General features: G+C 69.2%; 25 protein-coding genes and 1 tRNA gene. 18 read left to right on the forward strand and 8 right to left on the reverse strand.

The genetic code is table 11. From position 1 onward, the window contains the following. The first annotated feature begins 153 nt into the window (after positions 1-153). Both ABZ249_RS11815 and ABZ249_RS11820 read left to right on the forward strand, forming a co-directional pair. Positions 154-2,937 (forward strand): DEAD/DEAH box helicase family protein, encoded by a 2,784-nt coding sequence (locus ABZ249_RS11815; protein WP_355260749.1) that lies wholly within the window; start codon positions 154-156, stop codon positions 2,935-2,937. A 95-nt stretch (positions 2,938-3,032) separates the two neighbouring features. Beyond that, complete coding sequence (locus tag ABZ249_RS11820) at positions 3,033-4,688, forward strand: choice-of-anchor I family protein (protein ID WP_355260752.1); 1,656 nt, start codon at positions 3,033-3,035, stop codon at positions 4,686-4,688. A gap of 36 nt (positions 4,689-4,724) precedes the next feature. On the opposite strand, the gene ABZ249_RS11825 is transcribed toward ABZ249_RS11820, so the two are convergent. Further along, positions 4,725-5,381 (reverse strand): DUF5701 family protein, encoded by a 657-nt coding sequence (locus ABZ249_RS11825; RefSeq protein ID WP_355260755.1) that lies wholly within the window; start codon positions 5,379-5,381, stop codon positions 4,725-4,727. A 54-nt stretch (positions 5,382-5,435) separates the two neighbouring features. After that, positions 5,436-5,636 carry a hypothetical protein gene (locus tag ABZ249_RS11830; RefSeq protein WP_355260758.1) on the reverse strand — a complete coding sequence of 67 codons (201 nt, stop codon included), beginning with the start codon at positions 5,634-5,636 and terminating at the stop codon, positions 5,436-5,438. Positions 5,637-5,901: 265 nt separating this feature from the next. On the opposite strand from ABZ249_RS11830, the gene ABZ249_RS11835 reads away from it, so the two are divergent. From ABZ249_RS11835 to ABZ249_RS11850, 4 genes are all read left to right on the forward strand, one after another. Continuing rightward, entirely contained in the window at positions 5,902-6,546 is a 645-nt protein-coding gene (locus tag ABZ249_RS11835; RefSeq protein ID WP_355260761.1) for a TetR/AcrR family transcriptional regulator, read from the forward strand. 80 nt (positions 6,547-6,626) lie between these two features. Then, a complete protein-coding gene (locus ABZ249_RS11840) occupies positions 6,627-7,037 on the forward strand; it encodes a VOC family protein (RefSeq protein ID WP_355260764.1) in 411 nt (136 codons plus the stop codon). Positions 7,038-7,066: 29 nt separating this feature from the next. Beyond that, positions 7,067-7,531: a helix-turn-helix transcriptional regulator gene (locus tag ABZ249_RS11845; protein ID WP_355260767.1), complete on the forward strand. Its 465-nt coding sequence runs from the start codon at positions 7,067-7,069 to the stop codon at positions 7,529-7,531. 88 nt (positions 7,532-7,619) lie between these two features. Beyond that, the gene (locus ABZ249_RS11850) at positions 7,620-8,099 is read left to right on the forward strand and encodes a pyridoxamine 5'-phosphate oxidase family protein (protein ID WP_355260770.1); all 480 of its coding nucleotides are present in this window, start codon (positions 7,620-7,622) and stop codon (positions 8,097-8,099) included. Here ABZ249_RS11850 and ABZ249_RS11855 read toward each other — a convergent pair. Beyond that, positions 8,086-9,324, reverse strand: a complete 1,239-nt coding sequence (locus ABZ249_RS11855) for an amidohydrolase family protein (RefSeq protein ID WP_220563901.1) — start codon at positions 9,322-9,324, stop codon at positions 8,086-8,088. The genes ABZ249_RS11850 and ABZ249_RS11855 overlap by 14 nt on opposite strands. Positions 9,325-9,515: 191 nt before the next feature. Here ABZ249_RS11855 and ABZ249_RS11860 point away from each other — a divergent pair, with 191 nt between their 5' ends. Together ABZ249_RS11860 and ABZ249_RS11865 are read left to right on the forward strand one after the other, a co-directional pair. Further along, a complete protein-coding gene (locus ABZ249_RS11860) occupies positions 9,516-10,142 on the forward strand; it encodes a glyoxalase (protein WP_355260773.1) in 627 nt (208 codons plus the stop codon). Positions 10,143-10,338: 196 nt separating this feature from the next. Then, positions 10,339-10,414, forward strand: a tRNA-Arg gene (locus tag ABZ249_RS11865). A 245-nt stretch (positions 10,415-10,659) separates the two neighbouring features. Here the strand turns inward: ABZ249_RS11865 and ABZ249_RS11870 are convergent. Genes ABZ249_RS11870 through ABZ249_RS11880 form a run of 3 tightly spaced genes read right to left on the reverse strand, consistent with a single transcriptional unit; the run spans position 10,660 to position 13,773 of the window. After that, positions 10,660-12,069 carry a tyrosine-type recombinase/integrase gene (locus ABZ249_RS11870; protein WP_355260776.1) on the reverse strand — a complete coding sequence of 470 codons (1,410 nt, stop codon included), beginning with the start codon at positions 12,067-12,069 and terminating at the stop codon, positions 10,660-10,662. Next, positions 12,069-12,440, reverse strand: coding sequence for a helix-turn-helix domain-containing protein (locus ABZ249_RS11875; RefSeq protein ID WP_355261044.1), 372 nt, complete (start codon positions 12,438-12,440; stop codon positions 12,069-12,071). Before ABZ249_RS11875 ends, ABZ249_RS11870 begins: the two co-directional genes overlap by 1 nt. Next, a complete protein-coding gene (locus ABZ249_RS11880) occupies positions 12,373-13,773 on the reverse strand; it encodes a YfjI family protein (RefSeq protein ID WP_355260779.1) in 1,401 nt (466 codons plus the stop codon). The genes ABZ249_RS11875 and ABZ249_RS11880 overlap by 68 nt, the downstream gene beginning before the upstream one ends. 614 nt (positions 13,774-14,387) lie before the next feature. Between ABZ249_RS11880 and ABZ249_RS11885 the strand changes: the two genes are divergently transcribed. Next, on the forward strand, positions 14,388-15,479 hold the full coding sequence (locus ABZ249_RS11885; protein WP_355260782.1) for a hypothetical protein: 1,092 nt from the start codon (positions 14,388-14,390) through the stop codon (positions 15,477-15,479). 276 nt (positions 15,480-15,755) lie between these two features. Continuing rightward, entirely contained in the window at positions 15,756-16,205 is a 450-nt protein-coding gene (locus ABZ249_RS11890) for a helix-turn-helix transcriptional regulator (RefSeq protein WP_355260785.1), read from the forward strand. On the opposite strand, the gene ABZ249_RS11895 is transcribed toward ABZ249_RS11890, so the two are convergent. After that, the gene (locus ABZ249_RS11895) at positions 16,174-17,175 is read right to left on the reverse strand and encodes a hypothetical protein (protein WP_355260788.1); all 1,002 of its coding nucleotides are present in this window, start codon (positions 17,173-17,175) and stop codon (positions 16,174-16,176) included. The two genes, ABZ249_RS11890 and ABZ249_RS11895, sit on opposite strands and share 32 nt — an antisense overlap. 4 nt (positions 17,176-17,179) lie before the next feature. After that, positions 17,180-18,760 (reverse strand): ADP-ribosylglycohydrolase family protein, encoded by a 1,581-nt coding sequence (locus ABZ249_RS11900; protein WP_355260791.1) that lies wholly within the window; start codon positions 18,758-18,760, stop codon positions 17,180-17,182. A gap of 146 nt (positions 18,761-18,906) precedes the next feature. Between ABZ249_RS11900 and ABZ249_RS11905 the strand changes: the two genes are divergently transcribed. The 8 genes from ABZ249_RS11905 to ABZ249_RS11940 all read left to right on the forward strand — a co-directional run bounded on the left by ABZ249_RS11905 (position 18,907) and on the right by ABZ249_RS11940 (position 25,770). Beyond that, on the forward strand, positions 18,907-19,257 hold the full coding sequence (locus tag ABZ249_RS11905) for a hypothetical protein (RefSeq protein ID WP_355260794.1): 351 nt from the start codon (positions 18,907-18,909) through the stop codon (positions 19,255-19,257). An 859-nt stretch (positions 19,258-20,116) separates the two neighbouring features. Further along, positions 20,117-20,515: a hypothetical protein gene (locus ABZ249_RS11910; RefSeq protein ID WP_355260797.1), complete on the forward strand. Its 399-nt coding sequence runs from the start codon at positions 20,117-20,119 to the stop codon at positions 20,513-20,515. A gap of 59 nt (positions 20,516-20,574) precedes the next feature. After that, entirely contained in the window at positions 20,575-21,054 is a 480-nt protein-coding gene (locus ABZ249_RS11915; protein ID WP_355260800.1) for a DUF5956 family protein, read from the forward strand. A 687-nt stretch (positions 21,055-21,741) separates the two neighbouring features. Then, entirely contained in the window at positions 21,742-22,593 is an 852-nt protein-coding gene (locus ABZ249_RS11920) for an N-6 DNA methylase (protein WP_355260802.1), read from the forward strand. A 48-nt stretch (positions 22,594-22,641) separates the two neighbouring features. Then, positions 22,642-23,385 carry a hypothetical protein gene (locus tag ABZ249_RS11925; RefSeq protein ID WP_355260805.1) on the forward strand — a complete coding sequence of 248 codons (744 nt, stop codon included), beginning with the start codon at positions 22,642-22,644 and terminating at the stop codon, positions 23,383-23,385. Between the two features lie 74 nt (positions 23,386-23,459). Continuing rightward, positions 23,460-24,056 (forward strand): hypothetical protein, encoded by a 597-nt coding sequence (locus ABZ249_RS11930; protein WP_355260808.1) that lies wholly within the window; start codon positions 23,460-23,462, stop codon positions 24,054-24,056. Between the two features lie 47 nt (positions 24,057-24,103). Further along, on the forward strand, positions 24,104-24,703 hold the full coding sequence (locus ABZ249_RS11935) for a hypothetical protein (protein ID WP_355260811.1): 600 nt from the start codon (positions 24,104-24,106) through the stop codon (positions 24,701-24,703). Positions 24,704-24,735: 32 nt separating this feature from the next. Next, a complete protein-coding gene (locus tag ABZ249_RS11940) occupies positions 24,736-25,770 on the forward strand; it encodes a DUF2637 domain-containing protein (protein WP_355260814.1) in 1,035 nt (344 codons plus the stop codon). The last annotated feature ends 4 nt before the right edge of the window (positions 25,771-25,774 follow it).

Consider the following 25,774-nt stretch of genomic DNA (forward strand, 5'->3'; position numbering starts at 1 on the left):
TCCCGGGTCCTCGGGTCCCTGAGCGGCCCCGAGGCGGTCCTCCGCGACGTGTGCGCGGGAACGCCGGTCTCCGGCACCGCGGTCCCGGACCCGCGGCGGCCACCGCCACCCCTCGCCCCCGTGGGCGGGGCGTGCCGCCGCTACCGTGGACGGGTGTCCTCAGTCACGGACCCCCCCGACCTCCGGCCCTACCAGCGCGAGGCGCTGGAGGCGGTCGCCGCGCGCTGGGACGCCGGGGAGCGGCGCACGTGGATCGTGCTCCCGCCGGGCGCGGGCAAGACCCTCGTCGGCCTGGCGGCCGCCCGCCGTCTCGACCGCCGGACCGTCGTCCTCGTGCCCAACACCGCCATCCAGGGCCAGTGGATCCGGACCTGGGACTCCCTGCGCCCCGAGGGCGACGACCGCACCGCCGGGGTCGAGCGCGACCTCTCCCACCACGTCACCGTCCTGACCTACCAGTCCCTGGCGGTGTTCGACCCCGACGCCGAGACCGACGAGGAGGGCGGCGGCCGCGCCTCCGTGCGCGACCGGCTGCACCCCAACGGCCGCGCGCTCGTCGACGCCCTGCACGACGCCGGCCCCCTCACCGTGCTGCTCGACGAGTGCCACCACCTGCTCCAGGTGTGGGGGCGCCTGCTCTCCGAGGTCCTGGACGACCTCCCCGATGCCCACGTCATCGGCCTGACCGGGACCCCGGCCACGAACCTCACCGCCGCCGAGCGTGCCCTGGTGGACCGCCTCTTCGGCGAGCCCGTCACCGGGGCCTCCATCCCCGCCCTGGTCCGCGCCGGCTACCTCGCCCCCTTCGCGGAACTGGCCTACCTCACCACGCCCACGCCCACCGAGCTCGCCTACCTCAAGGACCAGGGCGAGCGCTTCTCCCGGATGTGCGACGAACTGCTCACGCCGGGCTTCGCCACCACCGACCTGCTGCCCTGGATCGACGCCCGGTTCGTGAACCGGGACGCCGCGGAGGGCGGACGCGTGCCCTGGTCGCGGATCGCCGCGGCCGAACCCGCCCTGTCCGACGCCGTCCTGCGCCTGCACCACGTCGGCCTGTGCGACCTCCCGGAGGGCGCCCGCCCCTTCGAGGCGCACCGCCGCCCGCCGACCGCGGCCGACTGGATCGCCCTCATCGACGACTACGCCAAGCGCTGCCTGCCCCCGGACACCGCCTCCGAGCGTGACCGCGAGGCCCGCGAGCGCCTGCGCGCGGCCCTGCCCGCGATCGGCCACCACCTCACCCGCAACGGCGTCCGGCGCGGCGTCTCGCCCGTGGACCGGGTGCTGGCCCGCAGCGACTCCAAGGCCCACGCCACCGTCGAGATCCTCGCCGCCGAGAACGCGGCCCTGGGGGAGCGGCTGCGCGCCCTCGTCCTGTGCGACCACGAGCACGCCTCGTCCCGGCCGCCCGCCGCCCTGCGCGGCATCCTCGACGCCGACGCCGGGTCGGCCCGGCTCCAGCTCACCACCCTGGCCGGGGACCCCCGCACCGACCTCCTCGACCCGGTGCTGCTCACCGGCCGCACCGTGGCCATGGCGCCGGGCACGGCCATGGTCTTCCTGGAGTACGCCCGCGCCGAACTCCCCGGCGCCGACCTCGCCGCCGTCGACCGCCCGGACGGGCTGTGCGACATCGAGGGCTCCTGGTCGCCCCGCGTCAGGGTGGGCGCCGTCACCCGGTTCTTCGAGTCCGGCGGCTCGCGCGTCCTGGTCGGCACCCGCGCCCTGCTCGGCGAGGGCTGGGACGCGCGCGGCGTGAACACCGTCGTGGACCTGACCACCGCGACCACGCCCACCGCCGTCGTCCAGAGCCGCGGACGCGCGCTGCGCCTGGACCCGTCCTGGCCGGAGAAGACCGCGCACACCTGGACGGTCGTGTGCGTCTCCGGCGAGCACCCGCGCGGGGACGCCGACTGGGACCGGTTCGTCCGCAAGCACGAGGGTTACCTGGGCGTGGACGCCGACGGCGAGGTGATGAGCGGCGTCGCCCACATCGACCCCTCCCTGTCCCCGTACGCGCCGCCCGACGACCCCGGCGGGCTGAACCGCCGCATGCTCGACCGGATCGGGCGCCGCGACCTCACCCGCGAGCGCTGGCGCCTCGGCGAGCCCTACGAGGACTCCCTGGTCCCCACCCTGCGCGTGCGGAGGCGGCACGCCCCCGCCGTCCGCGGCGTGGACGTCGCCCTGCCGGACCCGCCCCGGGTGCTGCCGGGGGACCGGGGCGTGTTCCTGCCGGGCGCGGGCCTGTCCGGGGCGCTGCCGGCCCGGTTCCCGGGCGCGGTCCTGCCCCTGGCGGCCCTCATCGTCCTGCTGGTCGTGTTCTCGGGGATCGCACCGCTCTGGTTCCTGCTCGCGGCGGCGGCGACCGCGGCCGTGATACCCGTCCTGTTCCGGGTCCGCGGGGCCGCCCGCGTGCGCCGGGCCCGCGAACTGATCGCCGAGGCGGCCGGCCCCGACGACGCGGTCGACTACGCCTGCGCGGTCGCCGACACCCTCCGGGGGATGGGGCGTTCCGCGACCGGCGCCTCGGGGGTGCGGGTCCACATCGACACCGACGGCGTGTACCGGTTCACCCTCCCCGACGCCGCCGAGGACTTCGCCACCGCCCTGGAGGAGCTGCTCGGCCCGGTCTTCGGCGAACCCGGGTACCTGATCCCCCGGCCGCTGCCGCCCGCCCCCACGGAGGCGAACGCCCGCGCCCTCCTCGACGGAACGCCGCCGGACAACCCGGTCGTCCACCACGTCGTCCCGGCGCTGTTCGGCCGCAACCGCGCCCACCTCCGGGCATTCGAGGACGCCTGGGGGCACTGGATCGCCCCGACCCGCGCGATCGGCACCTCCACCGAACCGGGCGCGGCCCTGCTGGCCGCCCACTACGGCGCCTCACCGCTGGAGGACACCTCCACCGCCCGCCGTCTCACCTGGTCCTGACCCCCGGCGCTTCACCGGGGCGACACCGGCCGTTCGGACGTACCTGGTTGGCTTCCGCCGGGCGCGTCCGCGCCCGTCCCCCGGAAGGAACCACCATGCGCAAGACCACGGCGGTGGCGGCGGCCCTGTCCGTCGCCCTCACCGGCACGGCGGCCCACGCAGGCGAACGCGCCGACGGCGCCCCCCTCGCCCCGCTCGGCACCTACTCCACCGGCGCCTTCGACCAGGCGTCCGCCGAGATCGTCGCCCACGACCCGCGCACCCAGCGCCTGTACGTGGTCAACGCCCTGGCCGCGACCGTCGAAGTCCTCGACATCTCCGACCCCGCCGCGCCGGTCAAGCTCTTCGACCTGGTCGCCCCGGGCGTCCGGGCGGCCGACGGCTCCGTGGTGGAGGAGGGGGCGGTCGCCAACTCCGTCGCGGTCCACGGCGACACCGTCGCCGTCGCCGTGGAGGCCGCGGACAAGACCGACCCCGGCTGGGTGGTCTTCTACGACACCCGCGGCAACGCCCTCAACGCCGTGCGCGTGGGCGCCCTGCCCGACATGGCGACCTTCACCCCGGACGGGCGCCTCCTCCTGGTCGCCAACGAGGGCGAGCCGAACGACGACTACACGGTCGACCCCGAGGGCTCCGTCAGCATCGTCAAGGTGAACCGCCGTCCGGCCGCGGTCACCCAGCGGGACGTGCGCACCGCCGACTTCCGCGCCTGGGACGGCGACCGCGAGCTCCCCGAGGGGGTCCGGGTGTTCGGTCCGGACCTGTCGACCGGGGAGCCGGGCACCCCGGGCCGGGTCGCCCGCAGCCTGGAGCCCGAGTACATCGTCGCGGACACCGCCTACAGCGCCCACGTGGTGCTCCAGGAGGCCAACGCGTTCGCGGTGGTCGACCTGCGCACCGCGGAGGTCACGGACATCGTCCCGTTCGGCGTCAAGGACCACCTGGAGCCGGGCAACGAACTGGACCCCTCCAACCGCGACGGCGGCATCGACCTGCGCGGGGTCCCGGTGTACGGCATGTACCAGCCCGACGGCTTCGACATGTACCGCCACCGGGGCCGCAGCCTCCTGGTCACCGCCAACGAGGGCGATGTCCGCGACTGGGACGGCTACTCGGAGGAGGCCCGCGTCAAGGACCTCGAACTGTGCGAGGACTCCCCGCGCCTGCGGCCCTACCTCGACGCCAACGGCCTCACCACCGCCGACTTCCAGCGCGACGAGGCCCTCGGCCGCCTGACGGTCTCGGCCGCCGAGGGCCTGCGCGAGGGGGAGGACTGCCACGACGAGCTGTACTCCTTCGGCGGCCGCTCCTTCTCGATCTTCACCACCGGCGGCGACCTGGTCTTCGACTCCGGCTCCGAGTTCGAGCGCGTCATCGCCGAGGAGAACCCGGACTTCTTCAACTCGAACCACACCGAGAACCAGTTCGACGGCCGCAGCGACGACAAGGGCCCGGAGCCCGAGGGCCTCACCCTCGGCGAGGTCGGCGGCCGCGTCTACGCCTTCATCGGCCTGGAGCGGGTCGGCGGCATCATGATCTACGACGTCACCGACCCGGCCGACGCCTCCTTCGTGGACTACGTGAACAACCGCGACTTCTCCGCGGAGCCGGGCACCCCCGAGGCCCTGGACCTGGGCCCCGAGGGCCTGACCTTCATCGCGGCCGGGGACTCGCCGATCCCCGGGACGCCGCTGCTGGCCGTCGCCAACGAGGTCTCCGGCACCACCACCCTCTTCCGGGTCGACCTCTGACCCGCCGGGTGCGGGCCCGGACGGGCCCGCACCCGGTCAGGCCCCGCGGCGCGCGGCCGCGGAGGCCATGCCGAGCCAGGTGTGCGGGTTGCCCTCCCAGCACCAGCCGAGCTTGGGGGCCCGCTGGCTGATCCACAGGGCCGGCACCCGGCGGTCGCCGCAGCGCGAGCCGCCCAGGGAGAAGCACTTGTTCTTGACCAGTACCTCCGGGAACTGCGTGACCAGGGCGACCCCCTCCTCGATGGTGAGCGTGCTCCGGCCCCGCCCGTCGATGACCGCCATGGCCTCGGCGGGCACCGCGCCGCAGAACTCCTCACCGCGCTCGACGCCGAACACCAGGTGGGCGTCCCCGTCGGGAGGGGCGCTCCCGGGGGTGGCGGTGAACCGCTCCAGCGCACCCGGCTCGAAGGAATGGTCCACGAATCCGGGCTTGCGGCCGCCGGACAGCGCGGTGCGGGTCATCGCCCACTCGATCGGCGCGGTGCCGCGGCCGGGCACGAGCAGGAAGGGCACCCGGCCGGCCCCGGGGTCGCCCGGGTCCGTGCCGTGCTCCACCGCGACCGCGCGCAACGGCGCGAGCGACTTCTCGAACCGCTCCGCGTCGAGCCCGGCCTGCTCCGGGTAGCCGAGTCCGACCAGGGTGGCGACCTGGCGGTCGAACTCCGCGCCCGCGTCGAAGGTGTTCTGTTCCATGGTGTCGTCTCCTCGCTCGTGTCGGATGGTCGGAAGGTGCCGGTGAGCCGCGGCTCACCGCCCCCGCTGGAAGCGGGTGCGCCGGTGCCCGTGCCGGTCGGCTCCGGGGTCCCGGCGCCCGCGGGCCCGGTACCCGGGCTCCCGCCGGCCCCGGAGGGGATCGGGGCGGGACGCGTCGGGCGGGGCGGCGGGCGGCAGCACCCGGCCGGTGGCGGCGGCGGTTCCCACGGTGGAAAGGGCGGTTCGGGCGGTCATGCGCTGCTCCTCGGCGGTCGGCTCGGAAACGGGGGAGGAAGGGGAGGCCGTCGCGCGGCGCGGTGTCGTCAGGGATGTCTCCTGTCGTGGTCCGGTTCGGGGGCGGGGGTCCGCCGGAGGCGGGGTCCCGGTGCGTCGGCCGTGACCGGGCCGTCCGCCCCGGCGTCCGACGGGATCGTCCCCGTCGTTGGTGCGACCTAAACTTATGACCGACCAAGGAATATGTCAACAACAAATTTTGGTCGGGTCTAGGTATAGTGGCCCCATGAGCGACCGGAATCTGGGCCTGCGGGCCCTCAAAAAGCTTCAGACCAGGGAGAACATCTCCAACAAGGCCACCGGCCTGTTCCTGGAGCGGGGCTTCGACAACGTGACCATCGCCGAGGTGGCCGCCGCCGCCCAGGTGTCGAAGATGACCGTCACCAACTACTTCCCGCGCAAGGAGGACCTCGCGCTGGACCTCCGGGACGCCTTCGTCGGCGGCCCCGTCGAGGCCGTCCGGGAGCGCGGGCCGGGGGAGTCGGCGCTCGCCGCGCTGCGCCGCGCCCACCTGGCCGCGGTCCGCGCGCACGACCCCGTCATCGGCTTCTCCGGCCCCGTGTTCGCCCGGATGATCACCGGCAGCCCCGCCCTGGTCGCCCGGCTGCGCGAGTTCCACGACGAACGAGAGAAGGCCCTGGCCGGGCTGCTCGCGGAGGAGACCGGCGCCGACGCCGACGACATCCGGCCGAAGGCGGCAGCGGTACAGCTCATCGGCGTCCTGCGGCTGCTGTTCGAAGAGATCCTGGCCCTGACACTCGACGGGCGCGACAACGACGAGATCGCGCGGATCGCCGAGGGACACGCCGAGACCGCGTTCGGCGCGCTGGAGCCCTCGCTCGCCGGCTACGCCGCCCGCTCCGCCGCTTGAGCCCCCCGCCGCCGCGCTCCGGCCGGAGCCGGTCAGGAATCGAGAAGCGCGGCCCGGAGCAGCGGGCCTAGTCTGACGCCATGGACCTGACGATTCACACCAGTTTCCTCCCGCACGAGGACCCGGACGCGTCCCTGGCCTTCTACCGCGACATCCTCGGATTCGAGGTGCGCAGCGACGTCGGCCAGGGCCGGATGCGCTGGATCACCGTGGGCCCCGCCGGCCGGCCCGACACGTCGATCCTCCTGGCGCCCCCGGCCGCCGACCCCGGGATCAGCGAGGACGAGCGCCGCACCATCGCGGAGATGATGGCCAAGGGCACCTACGGCTGGATCCTGCTGGCCACCCGGGACCTCGACGGCACCTTCGACAAGGTGCAGGCCCAGGACGCGGAGGTCGTCCAGGAGCCGACCGAGCAGCCGTACGGCGTGCGCGACTGCGCCTTCCGCGACCCCGCGGGCAACCTGGTCCGCATCCAAGAGGTCCGCTGAGCCGGACACCGGCGGAAAGGAGCCCCCCCATGTGCCGTCCCGCCTGGGGCAACGCCCGGGCCGAGGCGCAGCGCCTGGCCGACCTCGCCCTGATGCGCCGCGTCCGGGACCGGATCGACCGGGAGTACGCGCAGCCGCTCAACGTCGAGGAGCTCGCCCGCGGCGTGCACCTGTCCGCGGGCCACCTCAGCCGCAGCTTCCGGCAGGCCTACGGCGAGTCCCCGTACTCGTACCTGATGACGCGCCGCATCGAACGCGCGGCGGCCCTGCTGCGCCGCGGCGACCTCAGCGTCACCGAGGTCTGCTTCGTGGTCGGCTGCTCGTCGCTGGGCACCTTCAGCACCCGCTTCACCGAGCTGTTCGGCATGTCGCCCAGCGCCTACCGGACCGCGGCCGCCGACTCGGCGCAGGGGCTTCCGCAGTGCGTGGCCAAGCAGGTCACGCGGCCGGTCAGGCGCCGGGCGGAGCCCCCCTCGGGGCCGCCGGCCGCCTGAGGCCCGGCCGGCGCCGCGCCTTCGACCGACACGAAAGACAGGCCCCTCCCCGCCGGGAGGGATCCGACCCGGAACCGGGGAGAGAACCTTGACGAACACGCCGCCGCGCAGCCTCCGGGACAGGATCCGGGACACCCGGGCGAGGCTGGAGGGCGACATCGACCTCTGGCTCGCGACGGCGGGAGAGGACGGAGCCCACCTCCTTCCGCTCTCCTACCTGTGGGACGGCTCCGCGCTGCTGGTCTCCACGTCCCTCGCCTCGGTGACCGGCCGCAACCTGTCGGCCGGCGGCCGGGTGCGGGCCGGCCTCGGCCTCACCCGCGACGTCGTCATGATCGACGGCACCGTGGCACGGGTGGACCTCGCCGACCTCCCTCCGGGAACGGGTGACGCGTTCGCGGAGCGGACCGGGTTCGACCCGCGCGAGCTGGACGGATACGGGTACTTCCTGATCCGGCCGCACCGCGTCCAGGCCTGGCGCGAGGTGAACGAGATGCCGGGGCGCACGCTCATGCGCGACGGCCGCTGGCTCGACGGCGCCCCGGCCCCCGCCGTCAGGACCGGGTGAACGCCTCCGCCCCGTCCTTCCACACCTGCCGCACCAGCGACGGCAGCAGCGCCAGCTGGTCGGCCTCGGTGAGCTCCCCGTCGAGTACGACCGCGTCGGCGGCGTACCCCGGTGCCAGCCGGCCGACCTCCGCCCCGCGGATGAGCTCCCCGGCCACGGACGTGCTCGCCCGCAGCACGTCCACCAGGCCCATGCCCAGGTCGGCCAGCAGAGCGAGCTCCTGGAGGTTGGCCCCGTGCGGGCCCACCCCCGAGTCGGTGCCCATGGCGACCTTCACCCCGGCCGCGATCGCCTTGGCCACCGATTCCCGGTGCGTGTCCACCACCCGGTGGGCCTTGTCGATGACGGCCTGGGACAGCCCCGAACCCGGCTGCTGCGCGCGCTCGATCACCGCCAGCGGGGCGGCCAGCGTCGGCACGAGGTAGGCGTCCCGGTCGAGGAAGAGCCCGATCGCCTCCTCGTCGAGGTAGATGCCGTGCTCGATGGAGCGCACCCCGGCCCGCAGGGCGCTCTTGATGCCCTCGCTGCCCTGCGCGTGCGCCATGACGTAGGTCCCCTGCGCCGCGGCCTCCTCCACGATCACGCGGATCTCGTCCTCGGTGAACTGGGAGTGCCGCGGGTCGTCCGCGGGCGAGAGCACCCCGCCCGTGGAGCAGATCTTGATCTGGTCGGCGCCCGCCCGCAGGATCGTGCGCACGGTCTTGCGGACCTCCTCGACGCCGTCGGCCACTCCGGAGGGGCGCCCGGGGTGCGGGGCCAGCATCGGGCCGTCGGCCCCGGACGGCAGCCGCGTGTCGCCGTGCCCGCCGGTCTGGCTCATGATCGTGACCGCGATCCGCAGCCGCGGCCCGGGGATGACACCCGACTCGACGGCGACCTTGGCCCCCAGGTCGGTGCCGCCCGCGTCGCGCACGGTCGTCACCCCGGCCTCCAGCGTGCGCTTCAGGTACGCGGCCGAGTTGTAGAACTGGAGCGAGAACGGCTCGGCGAACGCGTTGAGCGAGCCCGCGTGCTGCGTCGTCATGTGCACGTGGAGGTCGATGATGCCGGGCAGGACGGTGCTGCCGGTCGCGTCGACCGTGCGCGCGTCCGGGTACCGGGCGGCCAGGTCCGGGCCGACCTCGAGCACGGTGTCCCCGGCGAACGCGACGTCCGCCCGCGGCAGGAAGCCCTCTCCGTCGAACACGCGGGCTCCGGAGATGATCACGGTGGCTGGTGTGGACATGTCTCTCCCTGTGTTCCCGTCGCATCCGGGGGTCGCGCGCCCGTGTGCGACGGGGGTCACACGAACGGCGTGGACCCACGTTCTCGCACCGCCCCGCCGTGCGCGCGGCCAGGGGCGGCCCAAGGGGCCGCCGGACGACCGGTCAGGAATCGAGAAGCGACGGGAGGGGGCCGGCTTCTAGCGTTGTGACCATGACGAACATCGCTTCCATCACCCTCGACGCGGCCGACACCGAGGCCGCCGACCGCTTCTACGCCACCGCCTTCGACCTGGGCGAACTGGTCCGCACGCGCACCGCCGCCGAGCCCGCCTCGGGCTTCCGCGGGTTCACCCTGTCGCTGATCACGTCCCAGCCCGCCGACGTCGACGTCCTCTTCGAGTCCGCGCTCGCCGCGGGCGCCACGGTCCTCAAGCCCGCCGCCAAGTCGATGTGGGGATACGGCGGCATCGTCCAGGCCCCGGACGGGGCGATCTGGCAGCTGGCCACCTCCGCCAAGAAGAACACCGGGCCGGCCACCGGGAAGGCGGACGAGGTCGTGCTCCTGCTGGGGGTGGAGGACGTGGCCGCCACCAAGAGGTTCTACGCCGGCCGCGGCCTGACCGTGTCCAAGAGCTTCGGCCGCTCCTACGCCGAGTTCGCCACCGACCCGGGCTCGGTCAAGCTGTCGCTCTACCGGCGCCGCGCCCTCGCCAAGACCATCGGCGTCGACCCGCAGGGCAGCGGCCCGCACGGGCTGCTGATCGGCGGCGACATCGGCTCCTGCGCCGACCCGGACGGCTTCGCCTGGCAGGCCCCGGCCACGGCCGACGCCTCCTGACCGGCCTCCGGCCGCACCCGCCGAAGGGCCCGGTCGCCGACCGGGCCCCGGCCCCGTTCGCCCCGAGCGCGGGGTCGGACCCGGATGGCGGGGGTCACACGCATAAATGGCGCGAAGCCACTCCTGCACCGTGATAGAGTCGGAGACGTCGCCAGGGAGGACACGGTCCGCCAGGGCGACGACAACTGAACAACCTGCACTCGTAGCTCAATGGATAGAGCATCTGACTACGGATCAGAAGGTTGGGGGTTCGAATCCTCCCGAGTGCGCCACCATGAGACAGTGGAGAGAACGCCCGGACCTGCAAAAACAGGCCGGGCGTTCTCTTTTGTGCCAGGGCAGGACATCCGGCTGGCGGCGACCGGATCCGGCCGCCTACGGATGGCTGTGGCGAATACGTGGTGAAATTTTCAGCGCCCCAGGTTCCGCAGGGACGGTTTGGCTCGGCCAGGCGTGTGAGCCTGGTCACCTACGGTTTTCTGTGGCCTGAGGTGCGGTCCGGTGCGGGGCGTGAGGGTCAGAAACCCTCAAAACCCTTCGTCCCACGACGCTTGTCACGTTCTTCGTTGCCGTCGATGCACTTGGCGTAGACCCGCAGGAGCACCTCTTGGCTGTGGCCAGCCCAAGCCGCCACCTGGGCGGGGCTGATGCCTTCGCTGAGCCAGGTGGACACGCACGCGCGTCGCAGGTCGTAGGGCACCTGGGCGAGCGTGCTCTCCTGCTGTTCCTTGGTGAATACGGTCTTGCGAGCCCGGTGCCACGCCTGTCGGTAGACACCTGTGGCCAACTGGTGGCCGCGCACACCGAAGAACACCAACCCGTCCGGGCCTTCTCCGAACTCGTCCCGATGAGCCCGCAGGATCCGGGACAGACGCGGTGAGCAGGGCACGGGCCTGCTCTCGTTCTCGGCTCGCCCCTTGGGCTGTCGGCGATCGCGCTGCCGGCCGGAGTCCGTCCACCTCTTGCCGACGTCGGGCGTGACTTCGCGGACGATGAGCTGCCCCCAGTCCTCTTCAGGATCGGGATCACACCACTGCTCCTGCTCGGGATTCCACACCCGGGGCTGCAGGTGCACCGCCGACCACTTGAGGTTGACGGCCTCCTCCGGTCTCAGGGCTGACAGGTAGAGAGTGGAGAAGAACGCCTTCAGGCGCGGCCCGCTCGGTCTCTGAGTTGCGATCGCGTCGACCATGGCACGAACCTGTTGCGGGTTGGGCACCGAGGTCTGGTCGAGCTCTTGGCTCACCTTGGGAGCCTTCCACTTCACCTGAGACAGGGGATTGACCTTCAAGTGCCCGCACTCGACGGCGTAGTCGAAGAGATGGGACAGGACTCGCTTGGCCTTGATGGCACTTCTCGCCGCGACTCGTGTTCCATCTTTCCTCTCGCTAACCCTCGCCAGGACAGCACGGGTGGTCGCGTTGTCCTCAAAGGCACTCAGCGGAACAGTGTTCTGTTCGATCCAGTGGATCGCGGAAGCGATGTCGGCGGGCTTGTCTGTATCCCTGTGCTCGGCGTTGTATGACCATGCCTGCAGGGCCTTCCTGATGAGGTCGCGCTGCGGCTTCCCAGCGGTCTTCTTCCACAGGGCCTCTGTGGCATCTGTGAGGATACGGGCGCGGTCCTTGCGATGGTTTCCAGAGACTCCCTTCCAGTGGTCATCGACATACCTGCAGACGAAGGCGTACCAGCTCACCTCTTCTCTCTTGGTCCAGGAGATCGGTCGACCGGTGGTGAGAGAAAAAGCTTCGCCGCGGTTGAGGGCAGTCTTGAGTTCCGAGCGGAAAGAATCCGCCAGGGCGCTTGTGGGAAAAGTTTCCGGCCACGCCTTTTTTCCAACTTTCCACCTGACTGTGTAGGTGGTCCCGCTCTTCCCTTTGTACTTCCTGGTGCTCCAGATTTTCACATCGTAGGTAGCGTTCTCCATTAGTTCTCCTCTAGGCATTGAAGCCAATCTTCGTAATCTTTGCGGCGGATTCTCAATGCGCCGTTGGGGAGTTTTGTACATCGGGGTGCGCGGCCCTTGGCGCGCCAGTCATGGAAGGTTGATTTCGCCACGTCAAGGTCAGCGCAGATGTCGTCAACACTGAGCCAGGAATGGACGTGTCCACTGGCACGGGCTGTCGCGTCGATTTGTACATCACCTCGGACTGGTCGGCGGTACGGGAGTGGGGTGCAGGCAGAACGGACCGTAGTGGTACACCGCTTGTACGCGGTGGTCCGAGCCTGGTCAGTGCTGGTACAGGGTGGGGTGGAGCAGGTACGAGCGGCTGGGCCTCCCCGGGGTGCGCACGGCAGGTGCCGGTGCTTGCCGCAGCCAGCCCAGTTCCTTTAGGAGTTCCACCGCGGGAGTGAGGTCGTCCGATCGGGGGGTGGCTTTGCAGCGCACGGCGGCGAACAGGTCGCGGTGGCTCACTGCCGGGTTGGACGGTGAACGGTTCTGCAACCAGTCCAAGGCTTTCCGGGCTGCTGCATGTACAGGGTCTGTTTCGGACTCGCCGAAGACCGCCAAGGCGTGTTCGGTGTAGTACTGGCCGAGTTCTTCGGCTGCTCGAAGAGTCGTTGCTTCGATGGGGTGTTGGTCCGCCTGCTCGCGATGGTGGGCGAGGTGAAGAAGGCCGGCGATGCGAACGATGGCACCGAGGAGCTTGCCGCCCCAGTCGCCGATGCGCCCCAGCCGTCCGTCGGGCCGTAGCTGGGGCTCGATGACGTCGTCGTGCAGGTGGACGACCCTGGCGCGTGCCTGATCGGTCAAGGTGAGTGTCGTGGGGGCGCTGTGCTGGCGGGCCCATGTGAGCAGCTGGTGCAGGTGGTGGTGATAGGCCTGGCGCACCTGCTTGTCCATGGGTGCGCGCGTGCCGATGCTGCGGTAACCGACGTTGCTGGGCGGGACCGAGTAGAGGATGCGGGCGAGCATGCCGCGGCCCCGCCCTCCCGGTGTGGCGAAAATGTCCTTGATCGCTTCGGGCTGGAGCACCACACCGATGGTCAGGGCAGGCCGGTGAACGTAGTCAGGGGCGCGTCCTTGGCGGTCGATTCTGATGGGGTCCCCTGAGTGAGCTTTGAGGAAGGTCTCGAAGTTCGGGGCGCCGCCATAGCGTCCTGCCATGGTCGCGAAGAAACCCCCTTCTGCGGATAGAAGGGCGAGACCGCCGTCCTGTTCGGCGAGTTGGCTGGTCAGGCGCTCTGGAGTGATGTCCGCGACGATCAGTCGAGGCATGGCTGGCACAGTGATGCGCGCAGCCTCCTCGACGGCTGCTGCTGCCCGTTCAAGCGCGGCGGCCGTGCCTTCGGTTTCGGCTGCGCGGGAGGCTTCCTTGGCCTGCGCGAGAGCCACTCGGCGTTGCAGTTCGGCCTTCCGGATACGTGGAGCAGCCTGATCTGCTAGGTGCTGTTCGGCTTCGAAGAGCGGGGCCGTCATGGCTCCGAACACAGCGGACTTGCGGGATGCGGGTTCCATGGCGATGACCGTGTACAGGCAGCACGGTTCGGTCCACATGCCGGTGTCCACGCTCACTCGGCCTGAGGCTGCTGCTGAGAGCACGGCCAGGCTCAGGCATCCGGCAAGGTCGGTCGGTGTCTGGGTCTGGTCGGCAAGGGCGTGGACATGGTCCCGGATCCAGGTCGGCAAGGCCTGGATCGGGAACTCGGGGGTCGGTGAGTCGGCGCGGGCAAGGGTGAAGGCGTGGGCCAGGGGGCGGTTTCAGGGGTCCCCTCGTTTTCTTGATCGGTGGGCACTGGTTCACCGGGTTCGTTAAGGTGTTGCTGCGCGACATCAGTGCTGGCCCGGGCGGGTGCGGTGGTCATTGTCTGCGCTTCTCCCTTCTGCCGTTGGTGGGGCACGGTCAGGACGGGCGCGGTCGGTCTTGCGCCGGAGTTCTCGGTCTCGTCCTTCGTGAAGGTCAAGGCCTGTTGCTGCTTCGTTGTGACTCCTTGCTTCGGAGTTCTCCGAACGCCCTGTCTTGGCGAGGGCAAGGGTGCTTTCTCCGGGTTGAGCAGCAGTTCGGCGTGGGTTCCGGGGAGCGTTTCTCGCTTGGTGCGGGGTCTTGGTCCGCCCTGGACCGATGTGGCCCGCTTCTGGTCCGGTCTGGTTCGGCCTGGTCCGCCGTCTTCCATCCACGTGATTTCATTATAGATTAAAAACTAATCTATGATGCAAGTCAGTTGGTGGGTCCCCTGGAGGGACAGGCGAGAGGCCCGGCGTGTCCCCTGCGTCGGAGCCTCATGAGTACAGGTGGGAGACGCATGGAGCGCATCGCGGTCAGTCCGGAGATGTGGTCTCGTCTGATGACCGGGGCCGCGGACCTGTCACGTACAGCGCAAGCATCACTCATGACCTTGCGGCTGCTGATGTCTTCTTCGGGCTCTGTGCGTAACGCGATCGCACACCTGGTGGCCTTGACCGCACGTTCACGATCGACGATCAGCGAGCACCTGGGGGCCGCACAGGCCGGTGGCTGGCTGGCCTGCTTGCAGCGCGGCGGCAACCGGGCCGACGGCCCGGCGGCGAGCGTCTACCAGGCGACAGTGCCTCTCGAGGTATGGCAGCGACGTGAGGAGATCCTGGTCGTGTTCGCCCAAGAACCCGACCAGGCTGATCTCCCGGTGTTCCCTGAGGGTTCAGTCATCCCAGCTCAGGCGCACCGTGGGCCTACGTCCGAGTTTTCCGCTCAGAAGATCAATCCATCTATCCCTCAAGAAAAGGTGCCGACGTGGTCGGCGACCCAAGGCTCGGCCATTGCTCCAGGAACAGACCCGGTAGTCGCCGCGGTGATCGAGGAGTTGGCGGCCCTGACCGGCCAGCTCGTCTCTCCCGCCTGGGCGGCACGTTGTGTGAGCCAGATCCTGCGCCACCGCCGGGTGCGACATCCCATCGCCTACCTTGTGAAGACCTTGCAGAACGCTGCTGAGGATGGCACCTTGGTGGAACGCTTCATGCCCCGCGAGGAGCGGAGAGCTTCTGCTTCTGACCGGCAGAGCACGTCTCCGCCTGTGGCGAAGACTCATCCACCGAAGCCTCGACCCGCTCCCGCGTCTCTTTCAGGTGCCCCCTGGGACGCGGCTGGATTCGAGCAGGACTTGTCCTGGCCAGATGACGGGCCGACGTCTGCTTCTGCCCTCGTTGTCACAACGCCTGAGAAAGACGGCACCCCGGCTGTCGATACCCCTCCGCAAGAGATCTACCGTCCAGGAGGTCGCATCTTGGCTGGACTCGGTCAGACAGGAGCTGAAGAGCTGCTCAAGCTGCGCCAGCAGTTCTCCGAGCGCAAGAAGACCCGGTCCCACGGTTCCGAGCCAAGGAAGGACTCGTCTTCCCAGCTCGACCTGGTGGCATGACCACGCGGTCACAGATGACCGCTGGAGTCCGCTTTGAGTAGCACTACAGCTCAGGAACTGCCGCCGTGATCGAGGACGGCCCCTCCCACGTGGCTTCGCCTGTGGTCGGGGACGATCATTCGGCAACTGCGAGAATCGGCTTCTCCTTGCTTCCGGTCCCAGCGCTTCCTGGTGCTCTTGGGCTGTTTGTCGGCCTAGAGTCCTACAGGAGAGCTGAGATCGGACGAAAGCGCGGAGGGCATGCCAAGAAGCGGAGTCGTGGGGTGGAAGCCTTCCGTGCTCAAGCAAGCACGCGAGAGCAAGGGGTGGACCTCCACCGAGCTGGCCAGACATACCGGGCTGAGCCGTACCGTGGTCGGCCGCTACGAGCAGGAGAACGGGAGCGCACCGACTCCCGAAGTCCTGAAGAAGCTGGCCACAGTGTTGGGTGTTGCTCCTCGTGAGTTCATCGACTTCCAGGAAGCGGGCTGGGCCGGCCATCGGGCTGTGCTGGGCTTGACCCAGGACCAGTTGGTGGAGCAGGTCGACGACCCGGACCTGAACGTGCAGACCTACCGGGCTCTGGAGTCGGGGCGCACCCGCAGACTGCGCACCGCTCAGGCGCGTTCCTTGGCGAAGTTCTTCGGGATCTCGGAGGAGGAGGTGCGTGTCGAGCATGAGCAGGCGGTGGTGCGCCGGCAGGAGCACGAGCGGCTCACGGGTGAGGGCGCAGAGCGAACGCGGTGAGGCCGGTGGTGTCGACGCCGGCGCCGGTCGCGTGAGTGTGCAGCAGGTCCCGGAGCGCTTTGGGGGCCATCCGGTCCGTGGTGACGGTGCCTCCTCTGCGCACACGGCGTAGCAGCCAGGCTTGGGAGTCGGGTGCCGACTCCAGGGTGTGGGAGTGCCCGCGGGGAGTGAGCCGGTCGGGGGCGCCCAGGGCGCTGCGTAGGGCTGTTCTGCTGTCATCGGCCAGATCGGTCACCTGCCTCCACATCGCCAGGGAACAGGACAGGCAGGTGCCCCAGTTCGTGGCGGGCAGCGGGTTGGCGAGCACCTGTGGTTCCTGGTCGGGGCGGGTGAGGACCACCCTTTCCTCGTCCAGGGTGAGCTGGCTGGTGCGCAGGCCGAGGATCTCCTCGGGGCCGTCTCCGGTGGCCCGGGTCAGCAGCATGATGAGTCGGTCACGGCGGTTGATGACCAGCTCGGGCCATGACTCTTCACGTGTGTGGGCGAGGACGCGGGTGAGTTCCAGGTCGGTGAGCCAGCGCGAGGTACGGCGGCGGGGTTGGGGTTTGGTGGTGCGCAGCCAGCGCAGTAACCCCGGCAAAGGGGGTGCGTTGGTGGGGTCGGGGTGGCCGTTGGCGGTGTGGGCGGTGGCGATGGTGGTGGTCCATCGTTGCAAGGTGGCGGGGCCAGTTCCATGGTCATCGTGGGCGGAGGCCAGGTACAGGGCGATGTCCGCGGGGTCTGCGGGCAGGGGGGTGCGGTCTTGGGAGCGGCACCAGGATGCCCAGCGTTTCCAGTCGGCCAGATAGGCGCGCCGGGTCTGGGGAGCGTAGTCGGCCAGGTGGCGGTGCAGCAGGTTCAGCCCGAGGATGTCCTCCTCCGGAACCGGAGTGTCAGTGTCTTCGACACGAAGGTTGTCCAGCAACGGGCGGAGCCCGGGCGGCAATGCCGTCCGGGCTCGCTTGGTCTGCGGCGAGGGCTGCTGGCCCACGGTGTCACTCCTTTGCCGACCGGGGGTTGAGCGTGGTCCGGGTGTTCCAGACCCGCTCGGAGACGGGGGGCTGCGCTGTTCCGGCCAGGTCGAAGACGAAGCGTTCCAGCTCGAAGTTGACCCAGGGGCGGTTGGGGGCGAGTGCCTTGCACACGTCGGTCATGGCCGTGGCCGGGTCGATGCCCAGCAGCCCAGAGTAGCGGGCGGCCGCGGTGGGAGTGCGGCTGCGACCTGCGGCGCAGTGCAGCAGCACCCGCTTGCCTTCCTGACGCAGTCCGTGCACGGCGCGGGCGGCCTGGTCGAGAGTGTAGTGGCCGTGGGCGTTGGCTCTGGGGCGGTCGACGAGCCAGATCTGCAGGTGGTCCCGGTCGCGGATGTGGGCGAAGTCGCTGTTGCCGACGCGGCACAGGGAGACGACGGCGTCCACCTCCAGATCGGCGGGGTCGAGGTCGGCCAGAGGCAGGTTGCCCAGGATCACGCCGTCGTCGTGCGGGTGGGCCACCTGGTAGGGAGTGCGGGCGTCGATGTTGCGGGGGTGGCGTTCGGCCAGGGGCCAGCCCTGGCGGTCGGGCTGGTTCTGGTGGCTGATGCGCACGCCCAAGCTGATGAGGTCACGGGCGGTGATGACGGGCCAGCCGTGGACGGAGCGCTGCCAGTGCCAGGGCACGGCCGAGGCGCCCCAGCGGGCGCCGAGCAGGGCTCCGGCGATCGCCGCGACGGTGTCGGTGTCGTGCCCTGCGCGAACTGCGGCTTCCAGGGCCAGACGCAGGTGGTCGGCGGCGAAGACGCCCTTGGCGGGGTTGTTGGCGGGTACGGGTGTGCGGGTGATGGCCGACCATGCGGCCTGGAGCGCGGAGACGACGTAGCCGTTGTTGGGGAAGGTGTGCGGGTCCTGGGCTTCGGCTTCGTCCAGGCGGGTGTGCCACCACGCTCGGCGCTGCTCGGGCAGGAGTTCCACTCCGTTGCGGACGCCCTGGAAGTCGGCGTGGAGTACGGCGTGGCGGATGCCTTCGCACCAGATGACGCAGGCGTCGCCTGCCTGGGGGGCGGCGTGGGTGAGGTCGCTGACCAGGCGCGCCGCCTCCGCGGTCTCTTCGGGATCGTGCAGGTCGTAGAGGGCGACGGGGGCGGTGCGCATGAGGGAGCCGTTGCCTGCGCTTGGACGGCCAAGCTGCCATCGGGTGCGGGATTCGCGGAGTAGGACGCTGGCGGACCAGGGGGTGGCCACGTCGTCTTGGCCGCTGCCCAGTACGGCGCTGGTCTGGACTCCGACGTCGGTGGCGCCTGTGGTGTACCAGGTGAGGAAGTTGTCGGCGATCTCGTTGAGGACGTGGTGGTCCTGGATGGCCGCGGGCTGGGTGTCGACCAGGGCTTGGGCGATGCATACGGCCATCTGGGTGTCGTCGGAGTACTCGCCCGGTGCGTAGGGGCCCAGGCCACCGCCGATCATCTGGGGAGTCTGATTGCGGGTGAGGCGGGGGCGGAACTCGTAGGGGACGCCGAGAGCATCGCCGCAGGCGGCAGCGAGTAGGACGCCGGCCGCCCGGTCGTCCTGGTGGGCGGTGGGGGTGCGCAGTAGGGCCATAGAGACTCCTGTTGTGGGTCGGGATCAGTGAACAACCACGAATTTAACAGACGATATTGACAATATCAACTCTTGTTTTGCTCGGCGTCACGGGCCGTGCCGCCCACGGGCTTGCAGGGGTTGTTCCACCCGCAGAAAGGATCCCCATGTCAGAGCACGACGAGCCCACCATGCCGAAGCCCGCTTTTGCCCTGCTCACCGTCACCACGCGCCCCGAAGGTCCTGAGAACACGGTGGGCTTGTCCTTCCACACCGGATCCGCGCCCCGTGGTGCCTGCTCGCCCGAGGTCGCCTGCCACATCTACGAGGAGCAGGCGCCGATCCTGGCCCTGCGCCAGGGGTCGACACACGTCAGCATCACCCCGGCCGCACCCCGAAACGTGGGGGCCGCTGATGTGCGCTTCGCCAAGGCGTTGGTCGACAGCGCTCTGCGCTACTACCAGGCCGTGAACCGGGCCCAGCGGACCCAGGGCAGAGCGGCGCTCGCACGCGAGTGAGCCGAAAATCTCGCAAGCACCGGCCGGCGCAAGCTGATCCTGTCGTTCCGGGTCCAGGTGCGCTTCTGCGACGGAGCCAACCCGGCCGGAGGGCGCGGCTGGACCTGCGACAGGCCGCACCACTGGAACCCACGAGCCAATGTTCGACAAGGGCCATCTTCCAGAGAGCGCCAGGCAAAGCAAGGCATCACTGGACAATATCGCAGCTCACCTTGCTTTCAGGCGATCCGAAACGAAGTGGATCGATCCCGAGAAACAAAAGCGAGATCGCCTACCATTTGGGGAACCCTCGGGTCAACCCTCCGTCTCGCATGGAGGCGGCTCCTTCATCAGGCATTTCTCCCCCATCGTGCAGCTCGCCGAGTTCCGAACATGGCCCACTTCGGCCATGCCATGGCGCACCCAGAAAGAGGATGTCAGAATTTTAATCCCTTCCACCCCCAGGAGTGAAAATGAAATCAAGGTTAATTCTTCTGGCTGCCCTTGTATTCGTCCTCGGGCTTATGGGCGCCGCTCCGGCGACCGCCCAGAACCTCCCCCGGGAAACAGATACCTCTGCCGCCCTGGATGCGTGTATCGAGGAAGCCCAGTCCAGGGAACTGGATTCCTGGCTGTGTCTGGGGGGCCGACTCACCACCCCTGACGGCTCCGGCATCACTCCCGACGAGACCGAGGAATCCGGCCCGCCTGCCGAGACGATCGAGCAGGACGAGGTCGTGGTCTCTCCCCCCCCACCGGATCCAGGATCGCAGCAGACGACTACGACGCGTGGTGCGAGAACGCCTCCATCTGTCACCGTCGCGTCACCGCCTACATTGACGAGACCAAGGGCAACGCCGCCTACGGCAACGCCAACGGGGTGCACGGCCGCTTCGACCTGGTGATCCGTACCCGGATGAACGGCCGCAGTCCCAACTGGACGACCACGTTCATCTGGGAGGACGGCCCCAAGCTGTCGTTCCACCAAGCCCGGGTGCAGTGCCGGGAAGAAGAACCGCTGTTCCCCAACACCGACTGCGGCATGTTCATGGTGGACATGGAACTCGGAGAGTTCGAGATCTTCGCAGGGGCGGCCAACTACCGGAGGGACTTCGGGCCGATCCGCAGCAACTACCTGGAGGACGCGAATCTGTACTATGCCAATGTGGAAGCATACGTATGGATCGAAGGCATCGGCCCCACGGGTATGCCCACACTGACCACCCGCAAATTCGAGTGCCCTACGGGTGACGGCAACTGCTCCTGGTTGCCGGAATAACGTGCCGGGGTGGGCCCCGGGCCTCTGGGGTCCACCCCTCCCAGGATGGAGGCCTTTGCGTGAGCAAGCGTTCATGGTCGGAATACCCGATCCTTCCGGCTCCACCCGGTGAAGCGACAACCGGTGAGATTGGACAGCGCCGCTTCGCGGAGATCCCCCAGTCGGAATGGCATTCTTTGTTCACCTGGGCGATCGGCCCCGACCACATCGTCCGCTGCCTTGACCTGAGACCTCCAGAACCGGTGAAAGTCGTCTGTGAACAGGATGGCCAGCGCATCGTCCGGTGGGAGGAGCGGACCTACGGGGACCGGTCAGTTGTGGAATCGGGGATCGACCACTACCTCACCGCTGCACGGGTACCTTCGCAACCATGCGGATACCGGTGGTTCGTTGAGCTTCCCGATGGGATCGCGGATCTCGACCACTTGAGCTCCCGCTTCACCTCGCACCGAGCGAAGACACCGGTGAACTTGATGCCGCTCCAAGAGCGCGAGCTCATGGAAGAGGTCGCAGCCACTCTCTATACGACCCGGGGGTGACTCGGTCGAGCTTTGCAGGAAGTGCCGTGCTTCTGGAAACACATGCACCGGGTGGCTGCACCACGTCGTGGCACTGCCTGTGCGAACCTCGCCGGGTTCGCCGACCGCCCGGGTTCTGACCCCTGTCACATGTACCGGCCCAAGGCCATGTATTCACTGGTCTGGCTGACTGAGGCGCACGAGGCCGGTCCCCGAACAGCTCCCCCTGCACGTAGTCGGGCGGTGTCCGAACGGCAGCGCATGTCGGAGGTTACCCACACCGGCGCACACCTGTCGGCGGCCACGATCAACAGCTGGTTCGCCGTGCTCAGTGCCCTTTCTCCCTGCGTGGCTCCGGACTGTCCAACGTGGTCCATGAGCCCCTGCCTCACAGGGCACCGCGGGCCCTGAAGATCTGAAGTCAAGCTGTGCCTTCCGCGCGCTGGGCTTGGCTTGCCATGCTTTGCCTCAAGACCGGCGAGTGCCACCTGGCCTACTCCGCAGGACGATGCGTCACCGGCGCACATGCCGAGTGTCCCGCCATCACACAGGCCTGAGATCCATAGCCGATTCGGCAGAGCCAACCAGCAGTCCACTTTCCGTGAACTCTGTATCTCCGCAGTTCACCGCCCTAGAGCCCGGCTGCGCCCATGCGTGATCCGAGGACGCGACTTGCCAAGAGTGAATCTATAGATTAGTTTTCAATCTATGAAAACACCGGGCGGGCTCAGACCCCGCACCCCACACCTTGACCTCGTCGACAACCTCGCCGACCGTGTCCGCGACACCTGGGCCAGCCGCTTCTCGGGCTCAGGCGTAGAACTCCCGCTCAGCGCGATCGGAGCCCTGACCCAGGTCCGGGGACCCGACCCACAGGCCGCCAAGGACGCCTTCCTCGACCTTTCCGTCGACCAGGCGGCCCACGTTCTGCGTCTGCTCTGGTCCCGTTTCGGGAGCATGCGCCCGGACCTGGTCTACCGAGTGCTGCCTCTGGCCCGTTGGACCCACGGCACAGGCGAACACGACCAGCAGGCCACCCTGGTCGCCGTAGCGCGCACAGCCGTCAAGGCAGGGCTGTTCGACCTGACCATGAACGCGCAGACGCGCATGTCGGTGGATGTGTTCGGCCCTGTACTCATGACGCTGCGCCCCAAGAAGGCATGCGAGCGCAACGGCCAGTTCTACACACCCGTCGATACGGCCACGCTCCTGGCGTACGGCCTGGGCGCCCCCGAGCCGAGCGCGTCAGTGCATGAGAGTTCGGTCGGCACCGGCGCCCTCATCCTCGCTTTCGCCGAGCACGCCCGTGCCCAGGGCCGGGATCCGGCGGACATGCACTGGGACCTGGTCGACATCGACCCCATCGCGACCGCGTGTTTGGCCGTCAACGTCGACCTGTGGCGTCTGGGGCCGAACGTGCTCATCGGCTGCGGTGACGTTCTGGCCGACGACTGGCGCGAACGGGCCCTGTACGAACGCGACCTCGGCATTCAGATCCAGCGGTGGCAACCGCTCTACCGCCTCATCAGCGCACCCCACCGCTACGCCTCGGCCGCCTGAACCCCATCACCGCCCCCCCTCTCGTCCTTCCCACCGCACAGGAGCTGTATGAACCCATCCGACTTCGCCGACGCCGTCGCCGCCCAGTGGCACGAGCTGTACGGGCCCAGCCGTCTGGAAGTGCCCATGAGCGTGCTGGCCACCACTGTCCTACGCCAACGCCTGGTCATTTCGGCCCAGGAGCACACCACGGCCGAGGGCCTGCTGTCCGGGCAGCAACGGGTATGGGAGGCGGCCGCGCAGAGCTGGCCCTACCTGCACCACCGCTGGGAGTGCTTCACCGACTGGCCCACCTGGCCCGACCATCACCGCCTACTCCAGGCTGCGACCGTGTTCGCGCTGCGCCTGCACACCCTGGGCGTGGTCGAGCACCTGCGCGTCCTCACCCACGGACAGGACTTCCTGGGGGCGGTACTGCGCCGTCTGCACACCCCTGCGATGACCGGATCGGTGAACCCGCGGTGTGAGGGACGTGCGGTGCGGCTGCACCCCGAGATGCCGGTGCAGACCATCACCCTGGACCCTGCCGGATCCGGACAGCAGGTGCTGGACGTGCTGAGTGCGCTGAACGCCCAGGGGATCGACCCCCAGCGCGTCACCTGGCGTCTGCGCGAGGTCGAGGAACTGACCGCCGCTGTGTTGTGCGTGAACCTCGTGGCGTGGCAGGTGGCCGACCCCGAGCGGGCCAACGTGCTCGTCGCCATCAGCGAGGACGACGACTGGATCCAGGCCGAGCAGGAAGCCCGCGCCGAGGCCCTACGAGCGCTCTACCCGCCCCCGTTCGGCTTCTGAACTTTCCCTTCGACGGGGCGCCCCAGGCGCCCCGCCCCCCTTTTTCCCTTCGCCGTGTGAACCGGAGGTCTGCCATGCCTGCTGCCTGGCGCACCACGCCCATGCCCGAATCCATCAAGTCCCTGCCCCGCACCACCCAGGGGATGCCCGTGCCCTTCACCGTCTCTCGTGGGCACGACCCCGAACGCATCGCTTACCGGCGCGAGACCGGGTTGACGGTGGTGTGCGGCTGCGCTCCCCACACCGACAAGCCCATGTTCAGCGCCCAGTGCCCTGAGCGACAGCGCCAGTGCGCCCAGGAACGGCTGTGCTCGGTGTGCGGCCAGAGCATCAAGGCGGGGGAGCCCTTCGCCTTCGGAGGGCTGCCCCTGCCCGGAACGGATCTGTACATGGAAGCAGGGGCGCACCCGAGGTGCCTGGCCTATGCCTTCCAGGTCTGCCCGGTCCTGGCCCGTGAGTGCGGCCCCGATCACCCGGTGGTCTTCGCCGAACAGGTCACCACCTGCGAGGCGCGCCTGCTCACCACCGCGGGCCAGAACGTGATCGCCGTCTTCGCGCACGGCGACCCGCGGGGCCGGGAGGTCCCCCTGCAGTTCTACCTGTCCCGACCGCTGGCCCCCCAGATGTTCGATCGGGACACCTTCCTGGATCGCTTTCGCACCAGGACCTGAACCCACACCAACCCTTCCCCCAGATCCCAGCGCTTTGAGGAGGTTTCGTGCACTCTGACGTGCCCAAACCCCGATTCATCCAGCACCTGCCCACCACCCGAGCCGGCTACCCCATCCCCGTCATCACCCCGCGCGGGGACATGAGCGACACCTTCACGCTGGTCGACCTTCCCGACACGGGGGTGACCGTGGTCTGCCCCTGCCAGGACAGCGACCGCCCCCACAAGCTCGGAGCGATGTGCCACGACCTGCAACGGCGCATCATGCGCCAGCACCGGTGCGGGGTGTGCGGCAAGCACCTGGATCCCCGCACCGGCTTGGCCTTCGTCCGTTCCAACACCCAGACCTTGGACTTCATCGAGCCGCCCCTGCACCCGCGGTGCATGGCCTACACGCTCCGGATCTGCCCCATGCTCATCCACCATGCCGAGCAGGCGGAGGTGTTGATCGCCCGCCGTATGGAGCTGCGCGAGCGCCGTGTCATGGCCTTCCCGGACGGCACCAGCGGAGTGTCCCGGTACTTCCCCCTGGGTGATCCGCAGGCCCGCCACGCCGGAGCTCTGGACTACCTCGTGGCCACTCCGGTGAACCCGGACATCTACCCCTGCCCGGTGTGGCTGGAACACCACGCACCACCACTTCCCTGAACACCTCACATTTTCCCAAGGACGTGGATGACATGGACACCAACCAACTGATCATCGCCACCGCTTCCGGCCTGACCGTATTCGGCATTCTCCTCTACCCGTCGATCAAACTCACCAGATCCCTCATCGACTGGCACCAGAAGCTGCCCTCTCAGGAGAGGGAGAACCTGGTCGAGAACATCATCGTGTTCTTTTTCGCCGCCGTCACCAGCGGTCTGATCATGCAGGGCCTGGTGGGTTTCGCCCGAACGGAAATGGGTCTGCGCGGACCGTGGCCCTACCTGTTGTTCGCCGCACTGGACGGCATGGCCGGATTTTTCGCTTTCGTGTCCTACCGGTGGTCGAAGATGGGCGCCAGTGCCCTGGGGCCGCGGGCGATGGTGCTGCTCATCGTGGCGGGATCGGCCTGGTTCCAGTGGTCGCACGCCGCCCAGGCCGATCAGGGGTTCGCAGCGAGGGTGGCGTGGTCGCTGATGCCCGTCATCGCCGCCGCTTTGTGGGAGACGGTACTGCGCCACCGCCGCAAGCAGTGGGCCGATACCCGACAGGCAGCCCCGGTCGGGCGGCTGATCCCCGGCGCACGGTGGTGGTGGGACCCCTGGGGTTCGCTGCGTATCGCCCGCCTGGCCGCCATGGGCCACATCACCGACCCCACCGAGGCACTGGACCTGTACGCGATGAAGGTCGAGACCCAACGCCGCCTCGGCGAGGCCCTAGGCCGTCAGTGGCGGCGCAGGGTCCCGGCGGAGATCTCGGTGCGGCTCCGCCAAGGGCTGCACATCCGTGAAGCCAAAGAACTCACCGATTCTTTTCTCACGCAGATGGAACGAGAGAACGGAACGGCCCCCGATGTTGATCCGCAGGTGTTCTTCAATGCCGTTCATCACTATGTGAAGGCCACCAAGGCGAACATGGCTCCGTCCGAACGCGGCCTGTGCGAAACCTTCGGCATTTCTCCCAAGAAGCGCCGCTGGGCACAAAAGGTCATCTCCAAGGCCAAGGAAATCCTTGAGGAAGAGCGCACGGAGATGCCTGCTCTCGAAGGGCGCACCGGGGTGCACGTTTGACAGA

This window comes from Nocardiopsis sp. NPDC006139, assembly GCF_040614155.1.
GTDB lineage: Bacteria > Actinomycetota > Actinomycetes > Streptosporangiales > Streptosporangiaceae > Nocardiopsis > Nocardiopsis changdeensis.